Here is a 14,378-nt window from a genome sequence, read left to right as displayed (position 1 = left end):
CATGCCTGTTCATACGGAGGTTCGATTTCCTTTGACAGGGGCGCAATCAGGAATATGGTTCGCCCAGCAGCTTGACCCGGATAATCCTATTTATAATACGGGTGAGTATATTGAAATCGACGGCCCGGTACAGCGCGAGATTTTCGAGCAGGCCTTGAGACTGGCCGTAATGGAGGCGGAGGCTTTGCATCTGCGCTTCGGTGAAGATCAGGACGGCCCATGGCAGAGTTTGGTAGACGCAGCTGAGATTGGTTGGAGTCTTCACTTCGTGGATATCAGCGAGGAGGAAGATCCCCTCGCTTCCGCGCAAGCATGGATGAAGCAGGATATGACCGTTCCGATTGATTTGCGGCAAGGGCCTCTGTTCCAGCAGGCGTTGTTGCAGATCGAGCCGAACCGTTTCATCTGGTATCAAAAGATCCACCATATTGCGATTGATGGGTTTGGATTCTCGCTTATTGCCAAAAGAGTCGCCCAAATTTATACAGCAATTGCTCGGGATGAGCCGTTGGGGCGGAGTTTTGACTCATGGCAAGCCGTACTGCAGGAAGCCGCGGAGTATAGCGGCTCCCGGCAGGAGGAGCAGGACCGAAAGTTCTGGCTGGGGCGTTTTGACGATCATCCTGATGTTGTAGGTTTGAGCGATAAGGTACAACGTACGGCTAGCACTTTTCTGCGCCAATCCTCGTGGTTTACCCCAAACAGCATGACTCAACTGCATGCGGCGGCGCAGTCCGCCGGGGCGAGCTGGGCAGAGATGGTGGTTGCGGCGACGGCCGTATATATGCACCGGGTTACCGGCGCTAGGGATGTCATACTCGGTCTGCCAATGATGTGCCGTCTAGGTTCTGCTTCCCTGCGTGTGCCGGGGATGGTCATGAATTTGGTGCCGCTCCGCTTGTCGGTGCATAAAAATATGAGTCCATTGGAAGTTGTGTCACAGGTGTCGAAGGAACTGAGATCCGCTAGGCGGCATCAAAAGTATCGGCACCAGGATTTGCGGCGCGAGCTCAAACTGCTGGGCGAGCAGCATCGGCTGTTCGGCCCGATTTTGAATATTATGCCTTTTGACGATGATTTAAGTTTTAACGGGGCTCGCGGCACGGTTCACAATCTGTCGGCAGGACCGGTGGATGATATGCTCATTCACGTCCGCCATCAAACTGCCGGCGGAGGCTTGCGAATCGATATGGATGGGAACCCCGGTATATATACTTCTGACGCACTGGAAGGACATCAACGGCGTTTTCTTCAGGTTTTGGAGCAATTTTCGCCTGCTGACCTGGAGCGACCCATTATGGGAATGGATTGGCTGCCAGCCGAAGAACGCCAGCAGGTGCTGGAGGGCTGGAACCAAACGGCAAAAGAAGTAGTCTATACAAGTCCGGCAGAGCTGTTTGAGCAGCAAGCTGCAGCAGTTCCTAAGGCTGTGGCGGTCGTATGTGAGGAAGACTCCCTCAATTATGCTGAACTAAACGCTCATGCGAATCAGCTCGCTCGTTTTTTGATTGAACAGGGAGTGGGCCCTGAGGATATCGTGGCTCTGACCCTTTCCCGCTCGGTCTGGATGGTCTCAGCCATTCTAGCGGTGCATAAGGCAGGAGCCGCTTACTTGCCGCTGGACCCGGATTATCCTGCGGAACGAATCGCGTATATGCTTGGCGATGCCCGACCGACCTATGTCCTGACCGATCAAGCGAGCGTCGAATGTTTACCAGACTCCTGCGAGCTGCTAGGACTAGTTCTCGATGCACCTGCAACTCGAGCTAAGCTGGAGAAGTACCCTACCCACAATCTGAGTAAAGCTGAATGCAAAGATCCTAAGGTGCGTAGAGGACAGTTATCGCCACTGCATCCCGCCTATGTCCTTTATACCTCTGGTTCGACGGGCCGGCCGAAGGGGGTTATGGTCACCTACGGCAGCCTTGTTAACTTGATCGTGGATATGCATGGAAGATTCCCGTTAAGCGAACAGGATCGGATGCTGTCCGTAACGACGATCGCTTTTGATATTTCCGTTCTGGAGGTCTATTTGCCGCTGACCACGGGCGCTTGCATGGACATCGCCTTGAAGGAGACGGTCCTGAATTCTTCTGCACTCGTCAAACGGATCAGGGAGCAGCAGATTACCCTACTGCAGGCCACGCCGACCTTGTTCCAGGAGCTCGTAGCCAGTCAGCCGGAACCATTTGAAGGTTTATCCATTATTTCGGGAGGCGAGCCGCTTTCAGTAGGGTTGAAGTTAGGACTGCAGGGGCTTGGCTGTCAGGTGAACAACCAGTACGGACCGACGGAAACGACGATCTATTCGACAGCCGGCCGGCTGGATAAAGGAATAGCGAAGCCAACGATCGGTGGGCCGGTGCAAAACACGCAGCTGTATGTGCTGGATGAGGTGCTGCAGCCCGTTCCGCCTGGCGTGGCAGGTGAGCTCTATATTGCTGGGGCGGGTTTGGCCCGCGGGTACTTAGGGCGGCCGGCCATGACGGCCGAACGCTTCGTCGCTAATCCATACGGAGAAGCTGGCTCGCGAATGTACCGAACGGGCGATCTTGTGCGCTGGCTCGCCGATGGCTCCCTGGATTATATCGGGCGTGCCGACCAACAGATTAAGATTCGTGGCGTCCGCATTGAGCTCGGCGAAATCACGTCCGTGTTATCCCGGCATCCTGCCATCGAGCAAGTCACGGTGATGGCTCGGGAGGATCAGCCTGGTGAGAAGCGCTTGACCGCTTATATGGTACTTGCATCACCAGGCGCTGTTGACTCGTCGGAGCTGCGCCGATATGCCGTTGAGCATTTGCCCGAATATATGATTCCTTCGGCTTTCGTAGAGCTCTCCGAAATGCCGCTGACGCCGAATCGAAAAATTGATCACAAGGCGCTGCCAGCTCCAGCCGATCTGCTTCATACTGCTGGGCGCGATCCACGGACGCCGCAGGAGGAGCTGCTGTGCCAATTGTTCGCGGAGGTGCTGGGGCAGGCTCGCGTCGGCATCGATGATGACTTTTTTGAAATGGGGGGCCACTCGCTGCTTGCGGGCAGGCTGACCGCCCGGATTCGGGATGTCTTCGGTGCGGAAATAGGCATTCGCGAATTATTCGGAAATCCGACGGTGGCCAATTTAATCAAGCATTTGGATCATGCGCAGCATGCTAGGCCTCCGATTCGCTCAGTTGCGCGCCCGAAGCGGATTCCACTATCATTTGCCCAACAGCGCTTATGGTTTTTGTATCGGATGGAAGGGCCGAATCCGACCTATAATATTCCATGGACGGCTCGAATTAACGGCCTGTTGCAGGTAGAAGCCTTGGAACAAGCGCTTGGCGATGTGGTGGAGCGGCACGAGTCTTTGCGGACTATTTTTCCTGATGTGATGGGGGTGCCGCAGCAACGGATTTTGGAGGCTGCACAAGCTAGGCCTCGATTAGTTGTATCAAGGATCACCGAGGCTGAGCTGCAGGATAGGCTGGCAGAAAGCGTTAGCTACAGCTTCGAATTATCCTCGGAGCCATCCTTCCGCGCGCATCTGTTCATTCTCGGCCCGGAGAAGTATGTACTGCTTCTGCTGCTTCATCATATCGCAGGCGATGGATGGTCGCTGGTTCCCTTGGGCCGCGATTTGTCCGCTGCTTATGCCGCGCGGTGCCGTGGGGAGCGTCCGGCCTGGTCGCCGCTGCCTGTGCAGTATGCCGATTATGTGCTGTGGCAGGAGCATTTGCTCGGGGTGGAAAGCGATCCGGACAGTCTCTATGCGCGTCAGCTAAAGTACTGGAAGGAAGCGCTACATCGGTTGCCGGATCAATTGGAACTGCCTGCCGACCATGTCAGACCGGCATACTCTAGCTACAGCGGTGGCGTAATTCCATTTGAGATCGACAAGGAATTGCATGCCCGGCTGTTGAAGGCGGCGAGAGACAATAAGGCGAGCCTGTTTATGGTGCTGCACGCCGCACTGGCTGCATTGCTTTCCCGCCTCGGCGCAGGCGACGATATCCCGATCGGAAGCCCGATTGCTGGGCGCAATGATGACGCGCTCGGTGGGCTTGTGGGTATGTTCATCAATACGCTCGTGTTGCGAGCCGATACGTCGGGCAACCCGACCTTTTACGAACTGATTGCCAGAGTCCGGGAAGCGGACCTTGCCGCTTACGAGCATCAGGATCTTCCGTTTGAACGGCTGGTCGAGGTGTTGAATCCGGTACGCTCAAGAGCAAGGCATCCATTGTTCCAAATTATGCTCGTCCTGCAAAATACGCCGGAAGCACCGCTGGAGCTTCCGGATGCGACCACCTCTTTGCACTTGGTGAACTCCAGCACGGCAAAATTCGATCTTACCGTAGAGCTCAACGAACGGCGCAGCACGGATGGAACTCCTGACGGGCTAAGCGGGTTGTTGGAATACAGCAAGGATTTATATGAACAGCAAACGGCAGAAGCGTTTGTCTACCGGTTTATACAGGTGCTCGAAGCATTGGTTCATGAGCCTGAGCAGCCAATTGGCCGAGTAGATATTCTTACCCCGGCGGAGCGCCAAGCCTTCTTGATGGAAGCGGCATGGTCGTATGGAGCAACCCGTAAATCGACTCACGGAACAACTTGCGAAATAACTCACGAACAAACTTACGAACAAACACATGAACAAACACATGGACAAACACATGAACAAACACATGAACAAACACATGAACAAACACACGAACTAACGCAGGAGCTAATACGCAAAGAGCCCCAGCCCTCGACCAGCTTGTTTACGTTGTTTGAATCGCAAGCATCCAGGCATGCTGAGGCAGTAGCCGTTGTCTGCGAAGGTCGTGCATTAAGCTATGAACAGTTGAACATTGAGGCTAATCGGCTTGCGCATTTACTGATTGCGGGAGGTGTCGGCGCCGGCCAAATGGTAGCACTGGCACTGCCGCGCTCCTTGGAGCTGGTCGTCGGTTTGCTGGCCGTGTTGAAGACCGGTGCGGCCTATCTTCCACTCGATCCTGATTATCCTGTGGAAAGATTGGAATGGATGGTTGAGGATGCGAAGCCGGTATATATGATTACGAATATGCAGGCAGCTGCTCAGATGTCCGGCATGCTTCGAATTCAGAAGATTGTTCTCGATGAATCAGAAACAAAGGAGCGGTTAAGCCATTTCTCTACGCTGAATCCGAGCGACCATGAACGCAAAGGCGTCGTCAGTCCGCTCAGTCCGGCCTATATGATCTATACCTCGGGTTCGACAGGCAAACCAAAGGGAGTGGTCATTCCGCATAGCAATGTCATTCGTCTGTTCACGGCCACGGACTCGTGGTTCCGCTTCGGGGCTGATGACGTCTGGACGCTGTTCCATTCTTATGCCTTTGATTTCTCTGTATGGGAAGTCTGGGGCGCGTTGCTGCATGGTGGCTGTCTCGTGGTCGTGCCGCATGACATCAGCAGATCGCCAGCACAATTTCTGCAGCTGCTGGTAGAGGAGCAGGTTACCGTGCTCAATCAGACGCCGTCGGCATTTTACGCCTTTATGCAGGCGGATCGGGACAATGCTGAGTTAGGGCGATCACTCGCCCTACGTTATGTGATTTTCGGTGGCGAAGCCCTGGAGCTTGGCCGCCTGAAGGATTGGTATGAGCGTCATCCTGATGATGCGCCAAAGCTCATCAATATGTACGGAATTACCGAGACTACCGTGCATGTTAGCTATCTTGAGCTGGACAAGAGCAGTGCCCTACAAGCAGGAAGCAGCCTGATCGGCCGCCCGATACCTGATCTTCGGGTCTACGTGCTGGATTCATCTTTGCAGCCCGTCCCTCCGGGCGTTATCGGAGAGATGTACGTAGCGGGCGAGGGATTGGCGCAAGGTTATTGGGGCCGGCCAGATTTAACCTCCGAGCGCTTCGTCGCCGATCCTTATGGACCGCCGGGCACGCGAATGTATCGGACCGGGGATCTGGCCAAGCGGTCGGCAATTGGCACGCTTGACTATTTGGGCCGTAGCGATCAACAAGTTAAAATTCGGGGCTTCCGTATCGAATTGGGAGAGATTGAAGCGGTGCTGGCCAGCTATCCTGGCGTAGAGCAGGTGGCGGTCATCGCCCGGGAGGATCAGCCGGGGGACAAACGTCTGGCCGCCTATATCGTGCCTGGCACGGAAGCGGAGATTATACCAGCTGAGCTGCGCCGTCATGCGGCTTCCCTCCTGCCGGAGTATATGGTGCCAGCGGCGATGATTCAACTGAATGCGCTGCCGCTTACCCCGAATGGGAAGCTGGATCGCAAGGCTTTGCCTGCGCCTGAATTCAACCTAATGCCGAATGGCAGAGGTCCGCGAACCCCGCAGGAGGAAGTGCTATGCGATTTGTTTGCTGAAGTGCTTGGCTTGCCGCGAGTCAGCATCGATGACGGATTTTTTGAGCTTGGCGGTCATTCACTACTAGCGGTGCGTCTAATGAGCCGAATTCGCGAAACGATGGGCAGGGAGCTAGGCATCGGCCTGCTCTTCGAGGCACCGACCGTAGCTGGGCTTGCAGAGAAGCTGTACTCGGAACAAAGCCAAAGTGCACTCCAGGTATTGCTCCCGCTCCGTACGGAAGGCCAGGAAATCCCGCTATTTTGTGTGCATCCCGCAGGAGGGCTGAGCTGGTGTTATGCAGGCCTCATGAAGCATTTGGGTATGGATTACCCAATTTACGGCCTTCAGGCTCGAGGCATTGCCGAAGCCGAGCAGTATCCTAGAACATTGCAGGAAATGACGGATGATTATATTGCGCAGATTCGCACCGTTCAACCGAAGGGACCGTACAGGCTGCTGGGCTGGTCGTTTGGAGGAAACGTTGCCCAGGCCATGGCGGTGCAACTGCAGCGCGAGGGAGAGGAAGTGGCATTTTTAGCGATGCTGGATGCTTTTCCAAGCCATTATTTACCGCTACGCGGTGAAGCCAGCGAGGATGAAGCCTTAATTGCCCTGCTAGCCCTAGGTGGTTATGATCCCGACTCGATAAAAGACGGCCCGTTGGATATCGCCCGGGCGATTGAGATTTTACGCAGTGACGGCAGTGCTCTTGCCAGTTTGGATGAGGAAATCATTTTAAATTTGAAAAATACGTATGAAAATTCGGTGCGTCTGTTGAGTGCCTTTGTCCCGGAAAAATTCGAGGGAGATCTTCTCTTCTTCCATTCGACGATTATTCCGGAATGGTTCGATCCGATCGAACCGGAGATGTGGGCTCCTTATATCGGTGGAGAGATAGAGAGGCATGATATAGCTTGCCGGCACAAGGATCTTTGTCAACCGGGGCCTCTAGCGGAGATCGGCGAAGTTTTGTTGGCCAAATTGCAAGCTGCGCAAAGATTGGAAGTATACAGAAACGAGGAGGAATAAGCCATGGCAAATCCATTTGAACAAGCAGATGGCGTTTATCTTGTACTTGTGAACAGGGAAGGGCAGTATTCCATTTGGCCCGCATTCATTCAGGTGCCTGCAGGCTGGAAGGTTGCTCTGAACGAGAACACGAGAGAGGCATGTCTTGAATATATTGAATCGAATTGGAAAGATATGCGCCCCCTTTCTTTACAATATGCAGCACCAGTAGATGCGATTTAACGCCAACGATACTGCACGTCTAGCATAGAGCAGGACGAAACAGCCGCCTTTCAAAGCGCGAAGCAACTGCAGGACGGCGCATCATTCACATAAAGCCTCCAGGATCACCTCATGTGATGCTTGGAGGCTTTATTATTGGAATTTCTGGAAATGGCTCGGGGATCGGTGTTATATTTGGATGAGGAGCCAGCGCTATATAAGATGAACTAAAGAATGGGATGAACAAGAGAAAAATACTTCCGCAGAAACGGATAGCTTTATGAAAAGAGAGCTGCCTCGGGAGCCTGAGCCTGAGCTTGAGCTGGTAAATTGAGTTTGGAATTGCGTTTGTGGTCGCCGTTATGACCAGATTTCTCCTATTAAGCGCCTACATCTTTGAAGGAATTTGGAACAATAACGATCGGGGGGATATTTTAAGTAATATTGCTCACATCGATATCAATGCCTCAACTTATATTAATGGATTTATAGTAGTTAGTTTCGCATAAAAGAAGGGAAAGTAGATTTAAATGGATTTCATGTCGTAAAAAGAAGGGGAAATACCTATCATGGCCTGAGTTCTTAATTTTATGTGCATAAAATCCATCTAATCCCCCGACCACTCGTTTAAAGCGTATTTAGATACATGAATTCCATTACCTCATATGTATTTCAGGGATTACCTCACTTTGAGCTTGTCGTTAATTATTGTATCTACCCAAAAACCGGGTATGACTTCAGTTCATTCGACCTCGAAAGCATGCTCGAATGTTCGAAGGATTGGAATGCTGAATTGCTTGCTGGAAGGCGTTGACCTCGATTCAGTACTGACTATACGTGTGAAGGTACTTTTTGAGAAGTAGAATCATTTTGAATAAAAGGATCATGAAGAAAACTGTTTTACTCTTATCTAGTATTATTGTTATTACTAATGTTCTTTGGCTCTATTTGTATTGGGATAAGGATGTCGAAGTTGCCCTCAATTCAGATGTAAGTTTTTATTCCCTTCATGGAACAGGCGAAAATTGGGATGTACACGATTATAAAATCATAATTACGCCGGATAAAATTTTAAGGGGCCATGCCTCTTTAAGTTATAAAGGAGACCCTGCGGAGCTTAGTCAGAGTACTTTTTTCGAATATAAGTTTTATGAAAATAATGACCGAGGAGAGAAGGAAGTCGTTTACGCTAATGAATTTCGTTCCTACAACGGGCCATTGTCAATATTAAATAATATCAAGGACACTGGATCATTAACAGGGGAATATTCCCATGGTGAATTAGAGAAGGGCAGGGCGAACTATGAGAGTTCTTTGCTAGAGATCATATGGCAAGATAACGAAGGGCGGCAACACACAGAAACCATCAATCTTGAACTGGATAAAGAGATTAAGATCAGAGCCGAAGAATAGGCCTGCCAAAAGGAGCTGTGGAGTGAGATGAGGTTAACTTTAAAACAAACCGAGGATTATTTGCGGCGATTAAGCCTTGAGCGGCAGCCGCCAACGCAAGAGTTTTTATTTGCTTTGCACCGAGCACATGTAGAGAGAGTCGCCTGGCACACGATTGATATATTTGCAGGGAAGCCAGTTCCGATTGACTCTGAAGAGTTGATTCATCATATTGTCTATGACGGAGGAGGATACTGCTTCCATCTGAATGGGGCATTCAGTCTCCTGCTGCGTGCACTGGGATATGAGGTGTCTTGGCATCGGGCTGGAGTGCAGTCTCGTGGCCAAGACCCGAGAATTGACTCCTATCACTTGTCTCTCTCCGTATGCATTCGGGCTAGAGAGCAAAGTGAATATGGGCACGAGGAAATGCAAATATGGTTGGTTGACGTTGGATTAGGCGATATGCTGTATGAGCCTATACCGCTTAGGTTTGGCGTGCATAAACAGGGTTTTCATACCTATAAGCTCGCTCAGTCCTCTGTCAATCCCTCAGGGTGGCGATTGGAGCATGACCCCCAAGGAGCTTTTATTGGAGTGGATATCGACTCTATACCAGTGCGGAATATGGATGAATTCATCCCTAAGCATGCGCATTTAAGTATGTCTCCGGAATCGACTTGGATCAATATGCTGTTGGTACGCAATAGGCATGAATCAGGGAGCAATGAACTCAGAGGATGCGTGTACAGCAGACGCGATGAGCATGGTCTGGTCAAAAATGAAATTACCAATCGCTCTGAATGGTTTGATCTGCTAAGCGAGGTATTTAAAGAACCGCTGAACCACTTTAGCCAGCTTGAGAAAGACGAGCTATGGGCGAAGGCATTAAAAGCCCATGAGGAAGGGAAAAGGACTCAGTAGGCTGCTATTTTGCTGTTTTTACCAACCCCCACCATAAAACATATCCCGCTAGCCCTGAACACCAATTCATCTTTCGATGACAATTTAAGGCCTTGACCCTCCTGCTAGGGGAGGCAGTAAAGTGGAATTGAAAGGAGGATACCAAATGCTCTACACGGTAAAAGAGGTGTCTTCGCTATCCGGCGTAACGGTCAAGACGCTGCATCATTATCACAAAATTGGCCTGCTCTTGCCCCGTAAAATAAGTGGAGCAGGATACCGCTTGTATGGTCAAGAAGAGCTGGAACGTTTGCAGCAAATTTTGTTTTACCGCGAACTGGAGTTTCCATTGGCACAGATCAAGCAGCTACTCGAACGAGAGCCCGAGCGTTTATCCGTTCTTAAGCAGCAGGAGGAACTGCTTCTGACTAGGCAGAACAGGCTGCAGACAGTCATCGCAACATTGAGGCATTCCATCCATTGTATGGAGAAAGGAGAATCTATGGATAATTCAGAATTGTTTATGGGCTTTGCTCGGGAGGAAGAATGGCGGGAAGCCTTGAAAGAGCATAATGCACATTTGCAGGAGAGATATGAATTTGATCAACTGGAGTTGGCACAGATCGAGGTTCAGGACATGAATGAGCAGGCTCGGGAAGCTAAGGCTTTTATGGATGAAATGGCCCGAAACTTACAAATGGGCGTGATGCATAACAGTCTGGAAACAGGTCAGTTGATCTGCAACCATTTGGAATTTATGAACCGTCACGGCCACGCAGTTTCGGCTCAGGATTTTGTGGGGCAGACGCGTTTTTTCCTCAGCGACTCGTTCCATCTACAGATGCTGGAGGGGCAGCAGACAGGGCTGGCGTATTATCTTGCGGCAGCGGCCGAGTCTTATGCGGATATGACATAAAATAAGAGATCCGGCCTTAGCAATAAACCGCTAAGAGCCGGATCTTGTTTTTCCGTCGTCATGTTCTCTCTTCAATTTCAATATCAAGCTTTATTTCCTTCGTTATCGGGTCAAAGGCAATGTTCTTCAGCGAAATACCCGATGGCTGCCCTGGAAATGATGTCGACAGTCTTCCATGATCCAGAAGCTCGGTGTTGTTGCTGCTTCCCGGGAAAGGATCTCCCCGATCGCCGCTATTGCGGTCGCTCGGATCATTCAAGTCCTCATTCCCGTCCGCCTGGATCAAATACATGCCGGCTGCAGCGCTTCTCGTTTGATCACGATCCTCATCGATTCGCCATACTAACAGACCTTCACCTGGCAATTCACCGTCGAATTTCTCCCGGACTCTGTTCTCCAGTAGAAGATATTGGCTGCTGGCATAGCCCGGCCCTTTAATTTTGACCACTTTCCCTTCGGCCGATGTTACCGGGAGCAGTGTCAGCCCGCTCCGGCTCTGATGAATCTTCTCGCCTTCAATCCATCCATGCTGCAGTTTATGGAGCCCTGCGGGATGAACCGGACGCATCTCCCTGCCGGCGTAGGACCCGCTGGCCATCACATCCCACATCCCGTTACCGTCCCAATGATCACCGTCTGAATCATAGTTCGGATCATAGAAATCATCCCATTGGAAAGCTAGATGCCCAAGCTCATGCGCGCACACCCCGAGCAGGGCTTCTTGAGGCACCATTAAGTAAGTAACGGCGGTAAGCCCCGGGGCAACTACTTTAGGCTTGACCATTTGCCATTTATGGGACCAAATGTGATTTCCACTCAGCGGAGGGAGGATTTTTTCAGCTCCGCGTCCGGCATGGACGATGAATAACGCTGTAATCGTACCATTGTCTAGGGCATCCAGATTGGATGAGAAAGAAACACCGTGGGCCAGTGCAGCATCGACGGCATCCTCAGCGAGTTTTCTGGCATCCCGCGGATAGGATTCCCGATTGAACTTATCGGTAAGACCTGAGTTGCCGTTCGTATAATAGCTGTATGTCTGTGGCATTCTGAGCCAGCCATGCACTTCACCATGGATTTGCACCAGCCCACGGCTAACTTCGTCATAATAATCTGCCATACTGCCGGTTGTGTGGGTATTGCGGGAGAAGAGCAAGTCTTCATAATGCTCTTTGGACAGCGTGCCCTGCATATCGGAAAAATCGATGAGAAGCACCTTGACGTTCAGCTCGCCGGTAACCGGTTTACGCGGCGTATGAATCAGCTCGGCCCCTGCAGGAGCCATACCTGTTACGTGGTCATCCATTCCCGGATGGTTATGGGCAGGGTTCTGGTAACCTCTGGCGATCAGAAACTGATTATAGGTAAAACCGGCAGATTTCCAGTTTCTATGATACTCGTTAACCAAATAAGCAGTGACCTCCGGCGAGGGTGGGACTTGGCGTAATTGTTTCATAACGATTCTCCTTTCTATGGTTTAGTATTGGTAATCAACATATGACTATGCAAAAGAGAGGATTCAGTTCAGTTCTCTCTTAAACAATGACGGCATTACTTCTGGATATTAATTACCTGTCAGATAAATATTTGGCTTTGGCGGTGTGTTCATTCCATCTCCGAGGTAGAATCCCGTATGCGGAGGCTGGTTGTAGGCAACGTTCTGCCAGGCCACACTCAGGCGGTAAACGGGATCATGCATTAAAGTGTAAATGCGGTGGGAAGTCACATCAGTTGTCGTGTAGATACGCAGCGCAGTATTATCGGCGGTTCTCCAGATGGCTTCCTCCCGCCAGTCGCCGAAGATGTCGGCCTGAAGGCTCGGGTTGCCTTTAGTGGAATTATTAGACGCCGTTCCGGTGGCGGTCAGCAATCGCTGTGTGGTGCTTTGACTGTAGTTCCATTTATCGATTTTACCCGTTCCGCCGGTATGATCCAGCAGTTCTCGTAATAAATCACCATCCCACCAAATGGCGAAGTTGGTGGAGTTCGGCGTCGCATCGCTGATTTTTACACCTTTTACGGAGTAGAGGCCGATGCCAGAAGCCCACAGCTCCGCCCCCTTCGTCCGCGGATCAATGTCAGCCGCGAGACCACGTCCGGTATCCGCTCCGGTACGAATGCCCCAGTAGATTTGACCTGTAGCCGCATTATGGATTTCTGCCCCGTATGCCGCGCTGGTCGATTCGTGAACTCCGAATACTTCAAGCCCGGCACGGTCGGGATCCAGGTCGCTCACATGAAGCGCGTCACCATGTCCAAGCCCTGTCGTATAGATCCCCTTGCCGTTATCATTGATGACCGCAGAGCCATAAATGATCTCGTCTTTGCCATCATTATCGACATCGGCGACGCTAAGGCTGTGATTGCCTTGGCCAGCATAAGCACTGTTCCCAGACGTGTTGGAATCAAAAGTCCAGAGCTTGGTGAGCTTTCCGTCCCGCCAATTGTAAGCAACGAGCACGGTTCGTGTGTAGTATCCGCGAGCCATCACGATGCTTGGACGGTGGCCGTCTAGATAAGCGACTCCGGCGAGAAAACGATCTACCCGGTTGCCGTAGCTATCTCCCCAGTCGGCAACTTTACCTCTAGGCGGCTCATAGTTGACAGTCGTTAAAGCTTCGCCGTTGCTTCCTTTAAAAACCGTCAAATATTCGGGTCCAGACAATACGTACCCGCTGGAGTTGCGGTAATCCGCACTTGCATTGCCGATCGTTTTGCCAACACCGTCCACCGTTCCGTCAGCCGTCTTGAACACGACTTCCGCTTTTCCGTCTCCGTCGAAGTCATAGACGAGAAATTGTGTATAGTGCGCGCCAGCGCGAATGTTCTTGCCAAGGTTGATCCGCCATAGGCGAGTACCGTCGAGGCGATAGGCATCCATAATGACTGGGCCCGTGTATCCGGCTTGGGAGTTGTCCTTGGAATTGGAAGGATCCCATTTGAGCACGATTTCATAAGTTCCGTCCCCGTCCAGATCGCCTACACTTGCATCATTTGCGCTATACGTATAGGCAACCCCATCCGGTGTGGTTCCGCCAGGAGGCTGTTGAATCGGGACAGTTAAATAATTTTGTCCCCAGACGTTTGCCTTCTCCGAAGCTGCTTGCTCTTGCCCGTTCAAAACTGCTCTTACGGTGTAGGTGGAACTGCTTGTCCCTTGCGGATCAACATAATTGGTGCTGTTTGTGATGGGACTAGCATTGACCTTAGTGCTTCCCCGATAGAGATTGAAGGCGATGTTATCCGGCTCAGTACCGAACAATCGCCAGCTTACGAAAACCCCATTACTTACTTTTACTGCGACCACGCCGCGTTTCAGCGACTCCATTTGCCTGGCAGATGCTGCATGAGAGGCAGAGCTTCCTCCGAAGACGAACAAAGGCAGTACTAATAGTAGGGTCAAAAAGCAAACCATTGATTTTCTTCCGTTCACTCTCGTAGAATAGTTCATGTGCCAACCTCCTTAATATGATTAAAATGTTTTTTATTGCTCAGAAAAGAAAGGGCTTACATAAAGAAATATTAAACATAAATTACATTTTTTACAATAGTTTTAGACTAAATTAATAAAAAATAATGCAGAATGAATAGCATTTA

Annotated in this window: 7 protein-coding genes; 5 read left to right on the top strand and 2 right to left on the bottom strand. The window is 51.1% G+C overall.

The annotated features are described in order from the left end of the window. Nucleotide 1 precedes the first annotated feature (1 nt). From EIM92_RS18440 to EIM92_RS18420, 5 genes are all read left to right on the top strand, one after another. Complete coding sequence (locus EIM92_RS18440) at nucleotides 2–7,369, top strand: amino acid adenylation domain-containing protein (protein ID WP_125084068.1); 7,368 nt, start codon at nucleotides 2–4, stop codon at nucleotides 7,367–7,369. A gap of 3 nt (nucleotides 7,370–7,372) precedes the next feature. Beyond that, on the top strand, nucleotides 7,373–7,591 hold the full coding sequence (locus EIM92_RS18435; RefSeq protein ID WP_125084067.1) for an MbtH family protein: 219 nt from the start codon (nucleotides 7,373–7,375) through the stop codon (nucleotides 7,589–7,591). An 849-nt stretch (nucleotides 7,592–8,440) separates the two neighbouring features. Beyond that, nucleotides 8,441–8,983 carry a hypothetical protein gene (locus tag EIM92_RS18430; RefSeq protein ID WP_164515151.1) on the top strand — a complete coding sequence of 181 codons (543 nt, stop codon included), beginning with the start codon at nucleotides 8,441–8,443 and terminating at the stop codon, nucleotides 8,981–8,983. Nucleotides 8,984–9,010: 27 nt separating this feature from the next. After that, nucleotides 9,011–9,886, top strand: a complete 876-nt coding sequence (locus tag EIM92_RS18425) for an arylamine N-acetyltransferase family protein (protein WP_125084065.1) — start codon at nucleotides 9,011–9,013, stop codon at nucleotides 9,884–9,886. 145 nt (nucleotides 9,887–10,031) lie between these two features. Further along, nucleotides 10,032–10,781 carry a MerR family transcriptional regulator gene (locus tag EIM92_RS18420; RefSeq protein WP_125085268.1) on the top strand — a complete coding sequence of 250 codons (750 nt, stop codon included), beginning with the start codon at nucleotides 10,032–10,034 and terminating at the stop codon, nucleotides 10,779–10,781. A 58-nt stretch (nucleotides 10,782–10,839) separates the two neighbouring features. Here the strand turns inward: EIM92_RS18420 and EIM92_RS18415 are convergent, their stop codons facing one another. Beyond that, nucleotides 10,840–12,237 (bottom strand): M6 family metalloprotease domain-containing protein, encoded by a 1,398-nt coding sequence (locus EIM92_RS18415; protein WP_125084064.1) that lies wholly within the window; start codon nucleotides 12,235–12,237, stop codon nucleotides 10,840–10,842. A gap of 108 nt (nucleotides 12,238–12,345) precedes the next feature. Beyond that, nucleotides 12,346–14,232, bottom strand: a complete 1,887-nt coding sequence (locus tag EIM92_RS18410) for a rhamnogalacturonan lyase (protein WP_425464165.1) — start codon at nucleotides 14,230–14,232, stop codon at nucleotides 12,346–12,348. Nucleotides 14,233–14,378: the final 146 nt, after the last annotated feature.

Origin of the sequence: Paenibacillus lentus (assembly GCF_003931855.1) — a bacterium.
GTDB lineage: Bacteria > Bacillota > Bacilli > Paenibacillales > Paenibacillaceae > Fontibacillus > Fontibacillus lentus.
The sequence above is the reverse complement of the archived record's forward strand: the minus strand, read 5'-3'. Positions and strand labels throughout refer to the sequence as shown.

Excerpts from the sequence above, each read along its gene's own strand:
- EIM92_RS18420 (WP_125085268.1), top strand. The coding sequence starts at position 10,032 with ATGCTCTACACGGTAAAAGAGGTGTCTTCGCTATCCGGCGTAACGGTC.
- EIM92_RS18435 (WP_125084067.1), top strand. The coding sequence starts at position 7,373 with ATGGCAAATCCATTTGAACAAGCAGATGGCGTTTATCTTGTACTTGTG.
- EIM92_RS18410 (WP_425464165.1), bottom strand. The coding sequence starts at position 14,232 with ATGAACTATTCTACGAGAGTGAACGGAAGAAAATCAATGGTTTGCTTT.
- EIM92_RS18415 (WP_125084064.1), bottom strand. The coding sequence starts at position 12,237 with ATGAAACAATTACGCCAAGTCCCACCCTCGCCGGAGGTCACTGCTTAT.
- EIM92_RS18440 (WP_125084068.1), top strand. The coding sequence starts at position 2 with ATGCCTGTTCATACGGAGGTTCGATTTCCTTTGACAGGGGCGCAATCA.
- EIM92_RS18425 (WP_125084065.1), top strand. The coding sequence starts at position 9,011 with ATGAGGTTAACTTTAAAACAAACCGAGGATTATTTGCGGCGATTAAGC.